The following is a 19,576-nucleotide window of genomic DNA, read 5'->3' on the forward strand; positions in this document are numbered from 1 at the left end:
ATTATAGTATAGCAAACCTATTGCTCAACCAGCGTAAACGGCATCGATTCGCCAATCTGTACCACAGTCTCGCCGACTGCACCCTGACGAATTAACTCGTGAGTGATGCCCATTTTTCGCATGATGTCACGCAGGCGATTGACCGATTCAAATTGATCAAAGTTAGTGCGGCGAGCAAACTTTTCAATTTTAGCGCCGCGGATGATGAAACTAATCATCTCTTCATGGTCTACATTTTCAGGCTCCGCACCAACCACCTGCTCTACCGTCCAAGCATCAGATGCTGCTTGCGCATCCAGGGTAATTACCGGCAGATCATCACCTTCTTCTTCAGTCAACTCAGCTTCCCGTGCTCGATATTTCGTAACTTCCCGACGCAGTAGGCGTAGCAGCTCCGTCACGCCAGCATGTGTCTGCGACGAAATCGCCAGCACTGGCGAACCATTGGCTACATTTTGTAGTGCCGTTGATTGCATGGCAATAATCTCATCGTCCAGCCCTTCACACTTCGTCAGGGCAATAATCTCTGGACGCGTTGCCAATTCTTCAGAATATTTTTCCAGCTCACGGCGAATAGTCTGGTATTTTTCCGCCGGGTCGTCACTATACGCATCAATCATGTGAAGCAACACGGCTGTCCGCTCAACGTGGCGCAGGAACTGATCGCCCAAACCCTTACCTTCCGAAGCGCCTTCAATCAACCCCGGGATGTCAGCAATCAACACTGAACCATCATCAACATCCGCTACGCCCAAATTTGGCGTCAAGGTCGTAAATTCATAATTGGCAATTTCCGGCCGAGCATTAGAAACCACGCTCAAGAATGTCGATTTACCAGCATTAGGGAAACCAACCAAGCCAACGTCGGCCAATAATTTCAATTCCAGCTCAGCCTCAAATTCTTCACCCGCCTCGCCAAGCTCAGCCATCTTTGGTGCTTGGCGCGTACTGGACGTAAAGTGCGCGTTACCAAAGCCGCCATCACCGCCCCGGGCAACAACTGCTTGTTGCTGGTCTGCCGTCAAATCTGCAACTACCTTGCCGTCGCGCTTGACCAATGTACCCATTGGTACTTTGATAACCAGCGGCGAGCCACTTTTGCCACGCTTATTACGCTTACTGCCGTCACCGCCATTCTCTGCTTTTAGTTCTGGCCTGTGGCGAAAATTCAGCAGTGTATTAAGGTCTTTGGTCGCCAAAAACACCACATCACCACCACGTCCACCATCACCGCCATCAGGACCGCCTTTGTCAACATACTTCTCATGCCGAAAACTGACTGCGCCGTTACCACCCTTGCCAGCTCGCACTAATACTTTCGCTGTATCTACAAACATAATTTTAGTATATCAAAAAGCACCCCCGAGAGATAGCGGAGGCGCTTTATTGCCTTAGAGCATCCTAGTGAATAAAGTTATATCGACCAACCTCAGACATCGGGATCGTTCGATGCGTCACGACGTTATACCCAGCGTAATTCATATCGCTAACGTAGATCGTGCCACCTTCAACCCGCTCGACCATACCGACGTGACCAAGACCACCACCGCCCCATGTTGTCTGGAAGATTGCCCCTGGTGCCGGCGTATGATTAACGACAAAACCGGCTGCCCGAGCACTTGCTGCCCACGACGTCGCGTTGCCCCAGAAGCTACCAATTGGTCGACCAAGTGCTGCCCGCCGCTCGTACACGTACCATGTACAGTTGCCAAGAGCGTATCGGTTGCCAACTGATGCTCGAGCGTAACCATAGCTGATACCACTGACTGCGCCGCCCGTTGTCCGCCCTGCATAGCCCCGACGGCCAGAGCGGGACGCCACGTAACCTGGCTGCTCATTTTCTGGCAATACGCCACCCGGCAGAACAATTCGTGTATCTTTGGCTAGTGCCGCCCCATTTGCCAAGTCGTTATACAATGCCACTCGTTCAGGATTTGCTTTATACTTTTCTGCCAATTTTTCGACGGTGTCGCCGTCCTTAACAGTGTAGACCACGCCGTCAACCATCGGGATAATCAATGTTTTGCCAGCTTCAACCGCATCAGATGTCGTATTGTTCGCCCAGCGCACCGTCTGGGCCGTCACATTAAACTTCTTAGCAATCGAGTCAATTGTATCGCCCTGCTTAGTGACATAAGTCTTGATGCCGCGCTGAGCTGATTTCTCAGGCTGGATAATCTGTGGCTTAGAAATAACCTCCGTATCACCCTGAGCCAACTCTTTTTTGATTGACAGCGTTGCCGTCGCTTCACGTAAATCACCGGCAGTTGGCAGATTGACCGTCTCAGCCAGATCGGCTACCGCATTAGCAGCCGCCAGTTGATCTACTGAAACCTTATTTGTCTCATGTGTCACACCAGTAGACGGTGCGACTGGCTGAGAGGCCGAGACTGAGCCCTGCTGACTAGCGACGCCACCTGTCTGATAACTTAGTGCCAGAAATGAAATAACTAATAGAAAGATTCCGCCATACGCCGATATTGCGCTTAGCTTGAGTTTTTTGCCCTGATGGGCAGATGCTTGGTTACGAATAACGCTTCTCCCGTGTCAATGTTTCCATCAACGCTGACTACCGTACTGAGTCTTTCTTCTCGCACAAGAACAGGATGCATTGTCGACCTAATAATTAGTTGATATTGCTAAACGATTAGTTTTCCGCATCCGTGCGACCGTTCTGGTAGGCCCGCGCGCTTACGAGGCGTGTGCCCTGTATGAACGCAAGCTTATTTCCATTATACGCGATCCTCTCATAATTTGTCAATGCTTTACCCTGTAATACACCTCACCCTTTAGCATATACACCAGCCCAACAACAAAGCTCAAAATGACTGCATATGGCACCACCGCAGACATCGCCATCAGCATCACAAAGAGAATGGTTGCGGGAGTAATATACAAAAGTGTTATGACAAACATGAACGCACATATGAGTGCGAACGGCACTCGCACCATCAAGGTCACGCCAATCTTGCGATAACGCAGGCCCCGCTCCTGCTTAATTTTCTCCGCCTCAGATAGCTGGTCGGCTGGACGTGGCTGCCAATATGATACCCCCTCAGGTGTTATGATAATCTTCCATAGCCACAGTGAACCAATAGTCGTACACGCCACCATAAACAAGATAGCCGGGAGCGAGTTATTAAAGGCCAGTGTAGCACTAAATATCGCACGGGTAGCTTCTCGAAGCGCTGAGCTAAATGGGCCAACCTGAAAGACATAAAATTGTGCTAACACAATAAATTGCACCACCGGATACACCACAGTCATAGCGAGCGCAGCGATTCGTTGTCGGTACTGGTCAGTTCGACGGGACTGCTTCAAGACAATGAGACCTTGAACGAGGAGTGATGCGATAGCTACGCCAATGACAGTCAGTACTAACGGCATATCCTGAAGGTTTCGAAAGAATAGCGGCAGCTGACCTATGAACACCCCTGCTGAACAAACAAGTATTGCCGCCTCGATAATAATGACCGCCTCACATCGAATGTTACGCTCTGGTGAAGATGCAGCTTGTTTCTTGGGTTCATTCTTTATGGCCGTCGTCTTTGTCATTCGAGGATTTTCCCCTTTCTTTTTGAAGTATCCTACTGTCTATTATACCAGAGTATTTTTACGTTTTGACGTCAACAAAAATAGCTCGCTATCAAAACTGAGCGAGCTACTGCAAATTCAAACGGGATAACTATCCTTATAAGTATTGGTGACCTCACGGAGAATCGAACTCCGATTGCCAGGATGAAAACCTGGTGTCCTAACCGTTAGACGATGAGGCCATTAAACAGATCGTATTGTAGCAGATTGATAATATTATGTCTAGCTATCCAGTCATGCGAAAATTGACTTTTTCATCATTTTGGTGTATTCTACGTAGAGTTACGAGGATAAAGGAGGAAGTTATGCGAAATTTGTCATCACTATTCCGCTCATTGTCACTGCGCCACTATGCAGTTCTAGCGATGGTTGCGGTAGCGACAGTAGTGCCAACCACATTATGGGCACTAGATTCCAATCATTCGACTAATACCAATACGCAAACACCGACGAATACGAAACCTACGCCAGTTTATCGTTGTAATGCGCTCAGTATTGATCAGTTTTCAGCTACTAATTTCAAGTTTTCAGTCAAGTACGCTGCCCGTGATGGTGCGACATATAAAACGACGATCTACAAGGTCTACGATGCTAAGGGTAAAGAGGTGTATCAAACTGGTAACGAATTCAAGGGCTTCACACCGGGCACATACACGGTCAAAGCCTTTATTGTCGTTGATGTGAATGGTAAAGAAGAAATGGTGACCAGCGATGCCTGCGCTAAGCAGGCCACAGTCCCTGGCGAAACACCGGATCCAAAACCAAAGCCAACGCCAATTCCGAAACCAGTTGATCCGAAACCTGAACCAATCCCAGATAAACCACCAAAAATTACACTGGGGTTTGCCGTCAGAACTACTGTTGATGGCGCGCAGCACAAAAAAGTCACCGTCAACAAGACCTTTACCTACCGAGTAACCGTTACCAACACAGGGACCGCCACTATACATGACACGTATGTTACCAATACCGCACCACAAGGGGTAGCCTACCTAAAGGCATCCGCTGGTACAATTCAAAATAATACCTGGCAGACACTGATTAGTGAACTCAAGCCAAATGAATCGAAAACATTTACTGTCGACGCTATTGTCAAGCAATATGTCGCGGGCACACTGACTAGTACAACCTGCATCAAGAGTGATCAAATTTCGCTCGAGGGCCATAACAACTGTAGTGGTGCTACTATAGAGGTGGCCAAGCCGCAGACCCCAGCTCCACAGCCAAAACCACAGCCAACGCCACAACCAAGACCAGCACCGACCGATCCGAAACAGCCGACACCGACCCAACCGGCAACTCCGACTCGGCCAACTACACCGGTGCCTGAACCAAAAACGCCAGACCAATCGAAGCAGCCATCAGCCAACAACAATCAGCAGTCACCTTCAGCCTCGGGCGGCACACAAACCACTAACCCACCTGCCGCACCGACGACCGTTGGCGAACTACCGCGGACCGGTAACGCCACTGACACGCTCGTTGGTGGACTGGGTCTTGGCGCCCTGCTCACTGCTGGAGTCGCCTACCTCATCAGTCGACGTCATGTGTAAATCATAAATCTGGTTGACTTGGATACCCCTCGCACCCCGAGGGGTATTTCATGGTACAATAGTATTATGGCAAAACAGAAGAAAAAGCGCTCTAAGAAATACTCTGGCGTTGACGCCGCAACAACTCGACCCAGTGTCACGCGCATCCAGGCGGTCAGCCGCTCGTCGGCCGGTCAGTGGCTATATGAACGCAAAAAATTACTGCGTGGTGTCGGCATCGGCGTAGTAATAGTCATCATCGTTATCGTGATTATCACGGGTATTATTAGTCTGTTCCGATAATCAATATTTCTCAGCGACTTGTCACCTTTTTCTTGTTCGCGGCCGTCCTATCAAGTGGCAGACGAAAACCAAACGTGCTGCCCTTGTTTTCTTTTGAGGCAAAAATCATCGCCCCGCCGTGCTCCAGCACGACTTTACGCGCCAAAAACAAGCCAACGCCCGTGCCGTCAGGACGACGCTTGCGAGCATTTGAGGCGCGAAAGAATTTACCAAACACGCCAGACTGCTCAGCTTTTGGCACGCCGATGCCTTGGTCTTCGACCGTAAACACCACTTCCCGCGTATCGCAACAGAGCGACACCTTGACCGTCGTTCGTTCTTTAGAATAAAAGATCGCGTTATCAATCATGTTCATGATGACTTGGCGGAGTTTTTCGGCATCAATCGGCAACGTCGGAACATCATCGTCAATATGCACCGAAAGAGTGATGTTATGCTGCTTGGCCACGATCTTCAGCAGAGCCATTTCACTTTGTACAATATCACCGAGGTTAGCCAGCTGACGATTCATAGTGAATGTCCCGGTCTGTAAGCGAGAGATACTGAGAAAGTCATTGATCAGTTGTACCATGCGCTCACTCGAGGAAAAAGCCTCGCGTAGAACAGCCTTCTGGGTCGGACGAACTGGGCCGAGATCACCCTGGAGCAGCATGTCGAGATAGCCCTTGATACTGGTTAGTGGCGTCCGCAGCTGATGCGACGCCATAGAAATAAATTCATTCTTCGCCTCGTCTAGTCGCTGTAGCTGCTGGTTACTCATCCGCAGTTCCTGCGTCGCCGCCTCGACACGCTGCTGCAGCTCGGCATTCAGCTCATTCACCTCCTCCATCGACTGAGCATTTTTAATGGCAATCGCCAGCTCACCGCGCACCGCCCGAAGCATCGAGAGATCGCGCTCGACATAGTTATTTTTCTGACTTTCGCCGATCAGCACAAAACCAACGATATCCTCCTGTAGCGACAATGTCATGACGATAGCCAGCTTTTGTAGTTTCATCGTCCGCCGTAACTGCTCTGGCAGCGATTCGACAACCGCCACGTCATCGAGCTGCTCAAGCTGGTCTTGCATTACCAGCTCCGCTAGATCCACCTGCGGCGGACGAGTGTGTCCACGTGAGCCAAATATCCGAAAGCGACCATTATCATACACGGCAAAAATAACCTGACGCGCCTTGATAAGCCGTGTTAGGCACACCGCTAACCGAGTCGTCAGTAGTCGCAGCCCCATCGTATGTAGCAAAATTTGCCCAATCTCGTTGATAAAGCTTTCAATGGTATAGCCCTGTCGATAAAATAGCTTGTCAGTCAGGCGATCAAAAAACTGCTTGGTCGGTTGAAACAAAAACCCTAACAATAATGCCGCTAGCACACCCCAGAATCCTGGCATCCCGCCGATATCATGACCGCTGAACGCACTGACAATCGCCGAGATACTATAGGTCGCTGTGTAGTATACGATTGTTAATAAGCTTAGCAGCATGGCGTACGCAATTGTTCGCACCGCCGCATCTTTCAAACCAAAGAGACGGTGCTTGACAATTGTCAGATACGCCAGCGGTATAAAAATAAAGGTGCTCAGCGGCCCAATCCAGATGAGGTCATAGCGACCAACAGCCGGCAGCAGTAAATTAAATATCATACCTACGCTGCCAGCAATGCCATAGGCATAGGAAATGAGTCGTAGCTGAGAGCGCACCAAGAGCGCACTGCGGCGACGAGCCTGATGCGCGAGGATGATAAGTGCCGCCAAAAACAGCAGTATGAAATACACCATATAGACGAAATAGCCGATCGGATGAATCACGACCGTATGATCATTCAAGACCACCTGCGCTATCAGCCAATCAACTCGCACGATAATCATCAAAGCGACGATGCTAAATAGTACCCAAGCAGTAACTGGCACGTATTTCGCTGATCGTCGTGCACCAATGTGAGTTGCCACTGAGATCATGGCTGCCGCGATCAGTGCTGCTCCGATGTAATATATCCTCAGGTATATCAGTGCCGCCGCCAGCACATTAGTCGCTAAAAACGCCGCGATACCCAATGCCCACAGCGCAATGCCAACCGTCAGCACAAAAAAGAACCGGGTTGCCAGCTGGCGTGGTTGATGAGCCACGACCATGAGGCCAAACACCAGCGACATTACCCCGGCAATGATCAGCCCCGCTATCTCCATGCCCACTCCCTCGTCATATTTCTAGTGTACCACCAACCTTTGGTCTACGCATAGCATACAGTGCATAGACACCATCATCAGGACAATATACATCGACCCGCCAATCACCCAGACCCGCTGCCCCCGCGATCCGCTGCATTGTTTCGATTGACCGAGGCTGGATATGCGGCCACTGCACGACATTGAGCGTAAAGCCCAGCTGCGGATGCGTATCACGCATATTGCCGACTAGCAGCAGCCCGCCAGGTTTCACCAGTTGAGCAGCATGAGCTAGAAAAGTTGCGGCATTAACCTGCAGCGCCGTCGGACTTTCATCTGAAATCACCTCGGGCACATATTCCAAAATTCCAACGGCATCGACTGCATCATATGCGGCACTCTCAAGGCCAACCCGTCGCCGCAGTGCTCGAGCTGCCACGTTGGTTTGTGCATCTACCGCAGGCGAGACTACACCCTGAGGGCGCAGAATATTCATACAGCGAACGTTGGTAAACTGCCTGACTTCCATTGTCTGGGCATACGTTTGCGCGGCCTTGAGCGCCGACCGGTCAAGATCAACCAGTGTGACGCGCGGCGTAGGGTTGCCGCTCTCTTTGATGTGCCGGAGCGCATGACAAACTGGCTGAGCAGCGCCGCAAGCTAAGCTAACCCATTGCTGCTCTGCGGCGCCCAGAGACACTTGATCAATAACGTGCCTGGCAAGAATATCCTGAACAATTTCACCGCGACTGCGAATACCGTGCGCATCCAAAATATTACAGGCCCAGTCGCGCACCACTGGCGAGACCGGCTTGCCATTCGCTAATTGCTTGGTGTTCGGATCATACAACAAGGCCAGTGCTGACGCCGTCGGTATCAGTTCCAGCCAATTCTCAACGCCAGGAACCCGAGCGATCAATTCACATGTCGCTAAATTTGTATAATCAATCGCTATTCGCTGGCGTTTAATTGCCGCCGTTAAATCAGTCTCACCATTAAAGCCCATATCAGCCAATGCTTCCAGCTCCGCTGTTATCCTCTCGTGTGATGACGTCTGGTATCGGTCACACGTTGGCACTGGATGAATCCGCCACTGATCCATCTTAAGTTCCGCCCCGCGTTCTGACACCTCGACCCAGCCATAACGATCTGGCTGAATAGTTATGCTTTCACGCTGCTTTATTGTCACTTTGCCCACCTTTGTAATGCTAGTTTTACAATACACCACTGCCTGCTATAATACAATTATGGTTAAAATTGCTATCATCGAAGATGACGCGACAATCAGTCAGATGTACCGAATGAAGTTCGAGGCGGACGGGTTTGACGTGCGGCTAGCGAGTAATGGTACGATTGGCGTGGCGCTTGTCGAATCGTTTCGTCCAGATGTCATTTTGCTTGATATCCAGATGCCAGAGATGGATGGGGCCGAAGCCTTGCGGCGTATTCGCTCACACGCGTGGGGCAAGACCATACCGGTTATCGTGCTGACCAACCTCGGCGAAGAAGAAGCTCCGCGCGAGATGCGTTCACTCGGTATCCAAGGCTACATCGTCAAGGCCAATCTCACCCCGCGCCAAGTTGTCGCCCAGGTCAAATCAGTCATTACAAAGCCGTGAGTTTCTACCGGATATTGACCCGGCGCAGACACGCCGTAATTACATTATCAAACAACGCGCTCACCGTCAGCGGGCCGACGCCGCCTTTTTCTGGCGTCAAGTGAATGTCGGTGCGCGTCCGATTCGCCGGTGCCACGTCACCAACAATCTTGCCATCCTCCGAGGCGGTTCCTGCGTCAACCACCACCGCACCAGGCCGGATCATATTTGGCTGAATCAGCCCTGCCACGCCGGTTGCCGTGACGATGACGTCATATTCGTGTAGTCGCGATAAATCATCACCCCGACTAAATACCGTTACGTCCAGTCCCGATGCTCGCCACATCCGCTCCAGCGGCGCGCCAACTAGCCGCCCACGCCCGACAATAGCCAACCTTTTACCAGCCAGCTCCACACTATAGCCCGCTAACAGCCAATTGATGGCCATCGGTGTCGCCGGGTCAAACAGCGTTCGCTCAGAATTAAGGCCATCGACGTCTTTTTCCGGTGCCACCAGCCGCACAATTTGATCGGTCTGCTCTGGCTCGGCGAGCGGCAGCTGGACGATAATTCCCTGGACATCATCGCGTTGGTTTAGCGCCGTGATTGTCTCCGCCAGCTGACGAGTCGCCACCCGACAAATTTCTACCTCAATCAAAATATCCGCACCGTAGCGCTGCTTGAGGCGCATGTAGGTGGCGATGACTGGATTGTCCGAATCGGTGACGATGGCGAGGCGCGGCTGAATGTGGTGCGCTTGACGGAGCATGCGCACTTGCTTGGCCTGACGTTGCTTAATAAACGACGCGAGTTCTGCACCATTGAGAGATTTCATTGTTTGATTGTAGCAAATCAGCATGGGCGCGTCGAGCGCCTTGAGGATGGTAGCCGCCTGTGGTATAATCGGGAAGCTTGGCGGATGTAGCTCAGTTGGTTAGAGCGCTGGATTGTGGCTCCGGAGGCCGTGGGTTCGAGCCCCATCATTCGCCCCAAGCATTGTCCGTAGCAAAAGGTGCGGCGTTATGTTTACCTTTACCGCTCATTATGCTATAATCCGGACTGATTGGGCCAGTAGCTCAGCTGGTTAGAGCACCTGCCTCTTAAGCAGGGTGTCGAGGGTTCGAGCCCCTCCTGGCCCTCCAAGGAATGATTAAACCCCAGTTTGCCTGGGGTTTTAGTATGCCTGGTAAATCATACTGTTTATAAAAATGGATCATGGCCACGCGAAGGCGGCTCTTGAAATCGAGGTGATGGTTGTGAGCGAGTGGTATTATTACCACCGGTTGGACCGCCCAGCGGTGCGCCGCCTGGGACATTTTGTGATGGCGACGACGGCTCTGCTTGGCGCAGCGGATTGCCCACAAAGGTGCGATTAGAGAGCGGAACGTCGCTAGTCGTATCATAGTCTTCCGCCGTCTCGTCGGTGCTTGCTGATGGTACATAGCCGCGCGCACCCAGCGCTGATGACTGATAATTCCCGATCCGCTGACGATCACAGTTACGGTCGCTCACTCGACGACTTCGACCGGTATTACCAAACGCTGGCTGCGTCCGTGGCCGATGCGCCATTAACCGCTGAACCAACCGACGCGACATTCGCGGTTTACCACTAGCATCCATATGACCCTCCTTCGATCATTCCTGGCGCCCCGAGTAGGATTCGAACCTACGACCTTAGGCTTAGAAGTCCTCTGCTCTATCCAGCTGAGCTATCAGGGCATGTTCACATTATAGCATCTTTCTGGTACAATAGTGCAAGCTCGCGGGTGTAGTACAGCGGCTAGTATGCAAGTTTTCCAAACTTGAGATGGGAGTTCGATTCTCCCCACCCGCACCAATGTCAGATAATTTCAATCCGCAAAAAGGGCATCATGGATCCATATTCATACACAAACACATCACCATACCAGCCACAGGACATCGAAGACGCATCCGAATTTTATGACGTGATTGAGCGCAGCAGCCTAACACATCAACTGTCTGAGTCGCGGCCATACGTTTACTGGACAATGGAAATTTATGACAAAGCCAACGGCATCAAAGGCGGTGGCGGCTTGGGCGTATTGGCGGCAGACACGCGGCGGGTGGCCGAAAAGCTAGAGGTACCATTTGTGGTAGTGACACCGTTTTACCGCAGTGAGTCACACCAAAAAATTACCGACCTCGCACAGACTGAATACGTTGAGAAGGTCTCACCCCAGGAGTATGGCTTTCATTATATTGATGAGGTTTCGGTTAGCTCCGCCGGCTTTCCTGATGCTAGCCTCAGCATCTTTCGCAAGACACTTGGCTCGACGCAATTTGTTACCATCTCAGAGCCAAACTTTGGGCAGTTGTACGAAGGTGAAGGCTCGGGCGATCACCGGCTGTACCAAGAGGTGGCCCTTGGATTTGGCGGCTATAAAGCCTTGAAACTGCTCGGCATCAAACCAGCTGTCATCCAGCTCAACGAAACCGCAACAATTTTTGCGGCGTTGGCTCGACTGGATGAACTATGCGCCAATGGCATGAACTTGTACGAAGCAATCGTTTACGTACGCAAACACACACTCTACACCAACCACACCCTACTCCAGGCAGCTGAACCAGAATTCCACCGCTCGCAATTTGAAAAATTGGTACTGCCAAACCTCAAAAGCAACGCCGTGCGCTGCTGGCTGATGGAGCAATTTCAGGATGACCGCTTGCGGCCAAACTTGCTGGCAATTGAGCTAACCGAAGCTAAAAATGGCGTCAGTAAACTGCACGCACGAGTGGCAAATTTCCGCGACCGCAACAACGACAAAGTCAAATTCCACGCCATCACCAACGGCATTGACCTGGAAACATGGGTGCTGCCGGAGATCCTGCAGACTTATCGTGAGCATACCATCCTTGATAAATTTGGCTTGCCAACAGAGCAGTATCAAGAAGCAATCGCCACGCTACCCGCCAACACCATTCGCTCGCTCAAACGCGTAGGCCGGCTGGAGCTAAACCGAGTCCTTATAAAGCGCAAGGACCAATACAACAACCCAGTTCACCTGCCCGAAGACGCTCTGGTGTTCGACTTCAAACGGCGATTCGCCAATTACAAGCGACCACACCTGGCATTTGAGCGTCCGGAAGTGCTCAAGCAGATTTTGCTCGATAGCAACGCTCACTATATTCTTGCTGGCAAGGTCCATCAGGGCGATCATGACATGTATCAGCAGCTCCTGACCATCCTCAAACTCGTCGATAGCGACCCTGTCCTGCGTGAGCGTGTCCACTACATTCAAGATTACGACGAGACCCTGGGGCGAGCACTGGCGATTGGCTCAGATGTTGCTATCAACGTGCCGATCATTGGCCTCGAGGCCTGCGGCACATCATGGGAAAAAGACATTGCCAATCTCAAACTACTCATCTCTACCAGCGACGGCGGCGTTGCCGACATTAAACCAATTGCCTGCCTCGAGGTAAGCGGTGTAAGTCCAGAGGACGAGACCACCTCGCTCTACGCTAATATGCGGCGGGCGGCACAAATCGTCGCCAGTGACGATTTGCTGACGCAGCACATTCATCGCCAGCTCATAGCCTATCTACCGATTATATCGGGTGCACGGATGCTCAAAGATTATCTCAAGTTTCTGTTTCCCGCCCGTCATACAACCAAATAGAGCCAATAGCAGAACACTCTGTAACTACTCGGTAATAACTTCAATTTCTGCACCCAGTGAATTGAGCCGCTGCGCTAGTTCCTCGTAGCCGCGATTGATTGAATACACATCGCGCAAGATTGACACGCCCGGCGCCGCTAACATGGCGAGTAGTACCACAACCGACGGCCGCAGCGCCGGCGGTGCCACGACATCAGCGGGCTTCCACCTTGTTGGACCGGTGATATACACCCGGTGCGGATCAACCAGTTCAATCTGCGCATTCAATTTACTCAGCTCGGTGAAATAAATCGCTCGGTTCTCGTAACTCCAATCGTGCACCAATGTCCGGCCTTTAGCGACGGTCGCAATCAGCCCCAAGAACGGCAGATTATCCATATTAATCCCCGGAAACGGCAGCGCGTGAATCTTGTCTTTTGGTGCAATCAACCTAGAGTGTTTCAGCGTAATATCCACCAGGCGAGTACGACCATTGTTGGCTGCGTATTCCTCACTTAACTCATATTGCAAACCCATTTCAGCCAAGGTTGCTAGCTCAATTTCCAGAAACTCAATTGGCGCCCGGCGCACCGTGATTTCTGAATCAGTCACCACGGCCGCCGCGATAAAGCTCATCGCCTCGATCGGGTCTTCAGACGGATAATAATCAACTGCTGTATTGATATGCGACCGGCCCGTGATTTTCAACGTCGTTGTACCAATTCCTTCGATGGTCACACCCAATTTCTGCAAGAAGAAACATACATCCTGCACCATGTAGTTTGGGCTGGCGTTGCGGATGATGGTGGTGTCTGGTGACAGCGCCGCCGCCATGATAACGTTTTCCGTCACCGTGTCGCCGCGTTCAGTCAACAAAATTATCCGATCACCAGTCGTCGGCTCGACGCGCGCATGATAATATTCGCTCTCAGCGTCCACCCGCATCCCAAAATGCTTCAGGCCCGACAGATGTGGCTCCACCGTGCGCTTACCGAGATTACAGCCACCGGCAAATGGCAACTGAAAATCATGATATTGATGAAGCAGCGGGCCAAGGAACATGATCACAGTACGCGTGCGCTTGGCAGCAGCGATATCCATATCCTCCAGCCTCAGCCGCGCCGGTGGTATAATCTCCAGGTCGTTCTTTCGCAGCCAACGGGTTTTAACGCCAATCGAGTTGAGCACCTCAAGGATCCGGTTAACCTCCTCGATACGCGCCACATGACGCAGCGTCGTTTTTCCCTTGTTGAGCAAGCTGGCACAGAGCAGCCCCACGGCCGCATTCTTGCTCGTTTTGACCGATATATCACCAGAAAGTTTTTTACCGCCATGCACCCGAAAGTTCATCTTGCCTGAGTGATTGAGCGTAACGATGTTACAGTTGAGCACATCACTAATCCTCATTAGCATCTCGACACTAATATTCTGACCGCCGTTCTCGATACGATTGATGGCACTTTGTGATGTACCAATGGCCTCAGCTAGTTGCGTCTGTGTGAGGCCTTTACGATTACGATTTTCATTGATAATAACGCCGATTTTTTGGAGATAGTTATTCATGCTCATAATGCACAATATATCACACATGATATATGATGTAAAGTGCTATAATAAAGGAAAAGGAGGGAGTGTTATGCAAGATACACAGGTCGCCGATTTAATTGCGGCAGAAATAAAACGACAACAACGGGGGATTGAGCTGATCCCAAGCGAAAATTACGTTTCAACTAGTGTACTCAAAGCGCTGGGTAGCATCTTTACCAACAAATATTCTGAGGGCTATCCAGGCCGGCGCTACTATGGCGGGCAGGACAATACCGACCAAATTGAGCAACTGGCGATTGACCGCGCTAAAAAGCTATTCGGCGCTGATCACGCCAATGTCCAGCCGCACTCCGGCGCCCAGGCGAATGAGGCGGTGTATTATGCGTGGTGCGAGCCGGGCGATACCATTTTGGCGATGGATTTGGCACACGGCGGCCACTTAACACATGGTGCACCGGTGACTCGCTCGGCCCGCGAGTATACTTTTATTCGCTACGGCATCAAGGATGTCGAGACTGGTGAAATTGACTATGAAGAAATTCGCCGCTTGGCGCTAAAACATCGGCCAAAGATTATTTTGGCCGGCTTCTCGGCCTATCCGCGCGAGCTGGATTACGCCAAGTTTGCCGAGATTGGCAACGAAGTTGGCGCTATGTTGATGGCGGATATGAGCCACATCGCTGGATTAATCGTTGGTGGCGTGGCTAAAAATCCGTTTGACTACGGCTTTCATATTATCACCACTACCACACACAAAACCTTGCGCGGTCCGCGTGGCGGCTTGATTTTGTCAAAAGGTGTGGTCGGCAATCCTTTGAAGCGACCAGAAAAAACTTTGGAAAACTTGCCAACACTGATTGACCGGGCGGTCTTCCCTGGCACTCAAGGTGGCCCGCACATGCACACCATCGCTGCCAAAGCAGTCGCCTTTGGCGAGGCGCTACGCCCAGAGTTCACGGAATACGCCCAGCAAATCGTAAAGAATGCAGCCGTTCTGGCAGATGAATTAAAGCGCGGCGGCCTGAAATTGGTAACAGGTGGCACCAGCAACCATCTAGTGTTGGCAGATATCTATGGCAGCTTCGGCATTGATGGTAAAATTGCTCAGGAGCGGCTAGAGGCCAGCGGCATCACCGCCAACGCCAACGCCATCCCGAACGATACCCTGCCGCCATTCCGTCCAAGCGGCCTGCGCCTCGGCACGCCAGCGGTAACAACACGCGGCATGACGGAGGCGGAAGTCAAACAGATTGCCAAGTGGATTATCACAGCGATAACCGCAGAGGACCCGGCAGAATACGCAAAAATTAAGCAGCAAACTACTAGTCTTGCGGCGCGTTTTCCGCTACCATATAACTAATACTAAATAACTTGGGGGGCAAATCAGAAATGGTTTCTTCAAACAAAACTAAAGGTTTCACATTGGTTGAGCTCTTGATCGTTATCGTGGTCATCGCTATCTTGGCTGCTATTTCGATAGCAGCGTACAATGGTGTATCCAACAAAGCTCGGGATAGCGAGAGGTTAGCCAGCGCACGCGACATCATCAATGCTGCCGCCGTGTACAACTCAGAAAAAGGCCACTGGCCGACAATAGCAGAGCTGGGGTCATTTAATACGATTAGGTTACCTGACCAGGTAAAAAGTCGCCTCGGAACTACCGCACCAAGTCCAACCGATAAAAGCAAGTATCTATACGAGTTGTGCGGAACTGCTCCAAACGTTACCGGAGCAAAAGTTACCTACTGGAAAGAAGCTATTGATGGACACGAAGCTCACGAGAAGATAGTCAGTAGCGGTAGCGGTTGTTAAAACAAAGAGACAAACAAACTGTTATGCTGCTCGTATAAAAAGCCCCGGTAATTCCGGGGCTTTAGTGTAATAATACTACAGTAAGCTTACTAGCAGTTGCTACCAGTAGTAATCACCTGCTCGTGCTGAGCACTTCCTTCGATAATATCTTTCCAGTAGGTAACTTTAGCACCGGTGTTGTTATTGTTTGAGTCCTGACAAAGTTCGTATTTGTACTTGCCCTTATCGTTTGGACCTGGGGCAGTGTTGCCTATATTATCCTTCGCATTCTTTGATAGCTTAATCGTATCAAATCCCTTGATTTCGGTATCCGTTGGCCACTTATCCTTTTCAGAATTATATGCAGCTGCTGCGTTAATAATGTTACGCGCATCGGTTGCACGCTCATCATCCCGAGCCTTATTTGTCACACCATTGTACGCCACAATCGAAATAGCAGCCAAGATAGCGATGACCACGATAACGATCAAGAGCTCAACCAATGTGAAACCTTTAGTTTTGTTTGAAGAAATCATTTCTGATTTGCCCCCTATTTTTAGTTAGTTATTATTGTAACTTGATTGTAGCAAAGCGATTATAAAAGCGCAAGCATTTTATGAATAATTCCCTGATTCGGCCCCTATAGCCTGCGAAAACAGGGGGTGGTGTATCTCGCCCAGAGCGCTTAATCTCGAAACCTGCCCGAACCCACTATGGACACGAGGCGCCGGCAGTGCCGTTTACAGGAACATTGATTGACTTGACGAAGCGCTGACTGGAATATTCGATATTCTGACCCGCAACCGTCTTGGTTACCCCGAGACTGACTTTAAGTGTACCGTCGTTGATCTTGCAAACATTGAAATTAAGCACCGTACTGGTATCGATGATCGTTTCGACTGCCCCGTCCAACTGCCAGATACGGTCGGTGGCGCTCGGACATGAGCCATCGTACATCGTCTTGCGCTTGAGTTCCGAGCCACTCTGGAAATACTCAGTGGTATAGGTCTTGGCATCAGCGATAGCAACCGCCCCCCACGCCACGCCGCAATCACTTTTTTGGATCAGGCGCCGCGTCGAACTATAGGGGTTTTCGCTGGTAGCGAGACTATGTATACGCACATACGAGGACGTTGTTCCCTCAAGCGTGGTACTGAGCCGCACATCCGCCTCAATTCGATCAAGTGCCGTTAGCACATCACTCTGTAGTTGTGACTTGGCACTGGTGACCATTGACGAGCCAGTGAGATTGATGATTAGGCCAATAATACCCGCCAGCACCAAAATAATGACTGGCGCAATCGCCAAGATCTCGATCAGCGTAAAGCCCTGGCTGTGCTGCCGTCGGTTAGAATTAGCCCGAAATGTACGTCGCATGCACCACCTCCTGCGCTGGCGTTCCATAAGTAATAATTACCGCAACACGAATGACCGCGATGCTGTTTGGCACTTTACAATATTCGACTCGAGCACGTACTGGATCCGGCAATGTTGGCGTGGTCGGTGGTGTCACGTGTTCAGTCTTGACCGCACCGCTGCCACAAACCTCAGATACTGTTTTATACAAGCCACGTTCACGTAGGATGCCGTAGCCGAGATTGGCAGCTTCTGAGGTGCGGCGAGCCTCGGTATTACGTGCCAATACCGCCCCGTACAGCTGGTAGCCACTCATTAAAAAGATCCCGGCAATAATCAAGGTGATCATCAGTTCGACAACGGTGAAACCGCCCGCATGCTTTAGAGACGTTTGCTGTTGAGTACTTGCCATTTACCCGGCTCCTTTGTTTCTAAATGATAAAAAATCGTATAGCGCCGACAAGCCGCGCCCGCCTCATCACATACACCATCCTTAGCGCCGGCAACGTAGATGTACGCACCATTTGGATAGTTAGTGATCTTGGTGTTTTCGTAATCATCTTTTTTGGCAAGCAGCTGACCCACGTTAGCGATCGGATTGACACCGAATGTACCGTTAATCGCCGAAATGAGGCGTTCTCGATCCAGTGGACCAGTCTTGGCGGCACCACCCAGTTCGTCAAACGCCGCCGCAAACTGCGCCGCAGTCATCTTGCCAGCGCCGCTAGCCCCGGAAACGTACGCTGGGTAGCCGCCGGCAGGCTTGATGACGTTACCGGCGCTGTCACGAATTTCCCGCGGATAGACGCTCTCGAGGTAGTTCTGCAAGGCCAGCACATCAGCCTCACGCTCCTTATCGCGTGCCGCCGCCTGATAATTACGAAAACTCAATGTCGCGAGCACCAGCAAAATCGCCATGACGGCAATAGCAATGATCAGCTCGACTAGCGTAAACCCCCGTCCCTTCATACCCCCATCATACTCGGAAATATGCATAAGCGCAAGCGTTTTGGCACTCAAATTTCTAACGGTTCTTGCTGGATCTGGATGTGGAACTTATCGTAGACTGCCTGGATAATGGCGTCACGTGCCGCCGCCAGATCGTGATAGCTAGTCGCCGACTCATTGATCAGTACCAGTGCGTTCTTGTCGTGCACCCGCATACCGTGTAGCAGTGCCCCCTTGAGTCCAGCCTGTTCAATCAGCCAGCCCGTCGGCACCTTGTGTCGGCCATCCGGCATGTCATAGCATGGGACATCTGGATACTGTTCACGAAGTTCGCTTAGCTGCCATGATTCAATCAGTGCGTTCTTGAAGAATGAACCAGCATTAGGCCGCTCAGTCGGATCAGGTAACTTATCAAACCGAATTGCCATCACCGCGTCGCGGATCACCTGCGGCGTAAAGGTCGTGATGTTCATGTCGGTCAAATACCGCTGTAAGCCGGCATAGAACGGCGGTTTTGGCGCTGCGTGATGGAGCTTGATGATAATCGAGAGAATGCAGTAGCGGCCGCTCGCTTCACCGCGAAAAATACTATGCCGATACGAAAACCCGCACTCCGCTGCGTCTAAGGTCACCACCCGGTCAGCCAGCGAATCGTACGCCTCTAGCTCAGTGAGCACATCAGCAACTTCCTGGCCATACGCCCCGACATTTTGCACCGGCGCAGCGCCGGCTGTACCAGGGATGGCCGACATCGCCTCAATGCCGCTCAGGCCCATGGCCACCGTACGCTTAACCACCTCGTCCCATATTTCACCCGCACCAACCTTGATCGTTGCTGTCTGGCCATCATCAGTCAGCACTGCAAATCCCTTGATCCGATTGAGCAACACCGCCCCCTCAAACCCTTCATCGCGAGCGATGACATTACTACCGCCACCCAAGACAAAAATTGGGATACCCTGCACCTTGGCACTGTTATATAGCTCTCTAACCTCATTCACCGACGTCGCCGATGCCATAAAGCGTGCTGTGCCGCCGAGGCGCATCGTCGTATATTGTTGCAACGGAATCTCTGTTCGTATCTCCATGTGATCCATTATATCATTTCTATTTAGGCACGGTGCG

General features: G+C 51.2%; 19 protein-coding genes and 5 tRNA genes. 9 read left to right on the top strand and 15 right to left on the bottom strand.

Features of this window, described 5'->3' with window-relative positions:
• Positions 1-17: 17 nt before the first annotated feature.
• The 4 genes from obgE to NLML1_RS03325 form a co-directional block, all read right to left on the bottom strand.
• On the bottom strand, positions 18-1,337 hold the full coding sequence (obgE, locus tag NLML1_RS03310; protein WP_285441386.1) for a GTPase ObgE: 1,320 nt from the start codon (positions 1,335-1,337) through the stop codon (positions 18-20).
• 64 nt (positions 1,338-1,401) lie between these two features.
• Positions 1,402-2,355 (bottom strand): CHAP domain-containing protein, encoded by a 954-nt coding sequence (locus tag NLML1_RS03315; protein ID WP_285441387.1) that lies wholly within the window; start codon positions 2,353-2,355, stop codon positions 1,402-1,404.
• 402 nt (positions 2,356-2,757) lie between these two features.
• Positions 2,758-3,555: a hypothetical protein gene (locus tag NLML1_RS03320; protein WP_285441388.1), complete on the bottom strand. Its 798-nt coding sequence runs from the start codon at positions 3,553-3,555 to the stop codon at positions 2,758-2,760.
• A gap of 146 nt (positions 3,556-3,701) precedes the next feature.
• A tRNA-Glu gene (locus NLML1_RS03325) sits at positions 3,702-3,776 on the bottom strand.
• 123 nt (positions 3,777-3,899) lie between these two features.
• On the opposite strand from NLML1_RS03325, the gene NLML1_RS03330 reads away from it, so the two are divergent.
• Complete coding sequence (locus tag NLML1_RS03330; RefSeq protein WP_285441389.1) at positions 3,900-5,147, top strand: LPXTG cell wall anchor domain-containing protein; 1,248 nt, start codon at positions 3,900-3,902, stop codon at positions 5,145-5,147.
• A gap of 66 nt (positions 5,148-5,213) precedes the next feature.
• Positions 5,214-5,429: a hypothetical protein gene (locus NLML1_RS03335; RefSeq protein WP_138077468.1), complete on the top strand. Its 216-nt coding sequence runs from the start codon at positions 5,214-5,216 to the stop codon at positions 5,427-5,429.
• Between the two features lie 10 nt (positions 5,430-5,439).
• On the opposite strand, the gene NLML1_RS03340 is transcribed toward NLML1_RS03335, so the two are convergent.
• Positions 5,440-7,611: a sensor histidine kinase gene (locus NLML1_RS03340; RefSeq protein ID WP_285441390.1), complete on the bottom strand. Its 2,172-nt coding sequence runs from the start codon at positions 7,609-7,611 to the stop codon at positions 5,440-5,442.
• Positions 7,612-7,624: 13 nt separating this feature from the next.
• A complete protein-coding gene (locus tag NLML1_RS03345; RefSeq protein ID WP_285441391.1) occupies positions 7,625-8,779 on the bottom strand; it encodes a class I SAM-dependent methyltransferase in 1,155 nt (384 codons plus the stop codon).
• Positions 8,780-8,837: 58 nt separating this feature from the next.
• On the opposite strand from NLML1_RS03345, the gene NLML1_RS03350 reads away from it, so the two are divergent.
• Positions 8,838-9,209 (top strand): response regulator transcription factor, encoded by a 372-nt coding sequence (locus NLML1_RS03350; RefSeq protein ID WP_162323568.1) that lies wholly within the window; start codon positions 8,838-8,840, stop codon positions 9,207-9,209.
• 4 nt (positions 9,210-9,213) lie between these two features.
• Here the strand turns inward: NLML1_RS03350 and NLML1_RS03355 are convergent, their stop codons facing one another.
• Positions 9,214-10,023, bottom strand: a complete 810-nt coding sequence (locus NLML1_RS03355; RefSeq protein ID WP_285441392.1) for a bifunctional 5,10-methylenetetrahydrofolate dehydrogenase/5,10-methenyltetrahydrofolate cyclohydrolase — start codon at positions 10,021-10,023, stop codon at positions 9,214-9,216.
• 80 nt (positions 10,024-10,103) lie between these two features.
• Here NLML1_RS03355 and NLML1_RS03360 point away from each other — a divergent pair.
• Positions 10,104-10,180, top strand: a tRNA-His gene (locus NLML1_RS03360).
• A 73-nt stretch (positions 10,181-10,253) separates the two neighbouring features.
• Positions 10,254-10,330: transfer RNA gene (locus NLML1_RS03365), tRNA-Lys, on the top strand.
• A gap of 58 nt (positions 10,331-10,388) precedes the next feature.
• On the opposite strand, the gene NLML1_RS03370 is transcribed toward NLML1_RS03365, so the two are convergent.
• Both NLML1_RS03370 and NLML1_RS03375 read right to left on the bottom strand, forming a co-directional pair.
• Positions 10,389-10,808: a hypothetical protein gene (locus tag NLML1_RS03370; RefSeq protein ID WP_285441393.1), complete on the bottom strand. Its 420-nt coding sequence runs from the start codon at positions 10,806-10,808 to the stop codon at positions 10,389-10,391.
• Between the two features lie 22 nt (positions 10,809-10,830).
• Positions 10,831-10,907: transfer RNA gene (locus NLML1_RS03375), tRNA-Arg, on the bottom strand.
• Positions 10,908-10,950: 43 nt separating this feature from the next.
• Here NLML1_RS03375 and NLML1_RS03380 point away from each other — a divergent pair.
• Together NLML1_RS03380 and NLML1_RS03385 are read left to right on the top strand one after the other, a co-directional pair.
• Positions 10,951-11,025: transfer RNA gene (locus NLML1_RS03380), tRNA-Gly, on the top strand.
• A 34-nt stretch (positions 11,026-11,059) separates the two neighbouring features.
• A complete protein-coding gene (locus NLML1_RS03385) occupies positions 11,060-12,829 on the top strand; it encodes a glycogen/starch/alpha-glucan phosphorylase (RefSeq protein WP_285441394.1) in 1,770 nt (589 codons plus the stop codon).
• Between the two features lie 24 nt (positions 12,830-12,853).
• Here NLML1_RS03385 and NLML1_RS03390 read toward each other — a convergent pair whose 3' ends face one another.
• Positions 12,854-14,377 carry a helix-turn-helix domain-containing protein gene (locus NLML1_RS03390; protein ID WP_285441395.1) on the bottom strand — a complete coding sequence of 508 codons (1,524 nt, stop codon included), beginning with the start codon at positions 14,375-14,377 and terminating at the stop codon, positions 12,854-12,856.
• 67 nt (positions 14,378-14,444) lie between these two features.
• Between NLML1_RS03390 and NLML1_RS03395 the strand changes: the two genes are divergently transcribed.
• Both NLML1_RS03395 and NLML1_RS03400 read left to right on the top strand, forming a co-directional pair.
• Positions 14,445-15,716: a serine hydroxymethyltransferase gene (locus tag NLML1_RS03395; RefSeq protein WP_285441396.1), complete on the top strand. Its 1,272-nt coding sequence runs from the start codon at positions 14,445-14,447 to the stop codon at positions 15,714-15,716.
• Between the two features lie 29 nt (positions 15,717-15,745).
• The gene (locus NLML1_RS03400) at positions 15,746-16,168 is read left to right on the top strand and encodes a type II secretion system protein (RefSeq protein WP_285441397.1); all 423 of its coding nucleotides are present in this window, start codon (positions 15,746-15,748) and stop codon (positions 16,166-16,168) included.
• An 89-nt stretch (positions 16,169-16,257) separates the two neighbouring features.
• On the opposite strand, the gene NLML1_RS03405 is transcribed toward NLML1_RS03400, so the two are convergent.
• The 5 genes from NLML1_RS03405 to murB form a co-directional block, all read right to left on the bottom strand.
• Positions 16,258-16,683 carry a type IV pilin protein gene (locus NLML1_RS03405; protein WP_138077486.1) on the bottom strand — a complete coding sequence of 142 codons (426 nt, stop codon included), beginning with the start codon at positions 16,681-16,683 and terminating at the stop codon, positions 16,258-16,260.
• A 175-nt stretch (positions 16,684-16,858) separates the two neighbouring features.
• The gene (locus NLML1_RS03410) at positions 16,859-17,524 is read right to left on the bottom strand and encodes a PulJ/GspJ family protein (protein WP_285441398.1); all 666 of its coding nucleotides are present in this window, start codon (positions 17,522-17,524) and stop codon (positions 16,859-16,861) included.
• Positions 17,502-17,915: a type IV pilus modification PilV family protein gene (locus NLML1_RS03415; protein WP_162323576.1), complete on the bottom strand. Its 414-nt coding sequence runs from the start codon at positions 17,913-17,915 to the stop codon at positions 17,502-17,504. Before NLML1_RS03415 ends, NLML1_RS03410 begins: the two co-directional genes overlap by 23 nt.
• The gene (locus NLML1_RS03420) at positions 17,885-18,472 is read right to left on the bottom strand and encodes a type II secretion system protein (protein ID WP_285441399.1); all 588 of its coding nucleotides are present in this window, start codon (positions 18,470-18,472) and stop codon (positions 17,885-17,887) included. The genes NLML1_RS03415 and NLML1_RS03420 overlap by 31 nt, the downstream gene beginning before the upstream one ends.
• A gap of 47 nt (positions 18,473-18,519) precedes the next feature.
• Complete coding sequence (murB, locus tag NLML1_RS03425) at positions 18,520-19,548, bottom strand: UDP-N-acetylmuramate dehydrogenase (RefSeq protein ID WP_285441400.1); 1,029 nt, start codon at positions 19,546-19,548, stop codon at positions 18,520-18,522.
• Positions 19,549-19,576 lie beyond the last annotated feature (28 nt).

This window comes from Candidatus Nanosynbacter lyticus (assembly GCF_030253515.1).
Taxonomy (GTDB): Bacteria; Patescibacteriota; Saccharimonadia; order Saccharimonadales; family Saccharimonadaceae; genus Nanosynbacter; species Nanosynbacter lyticus_A.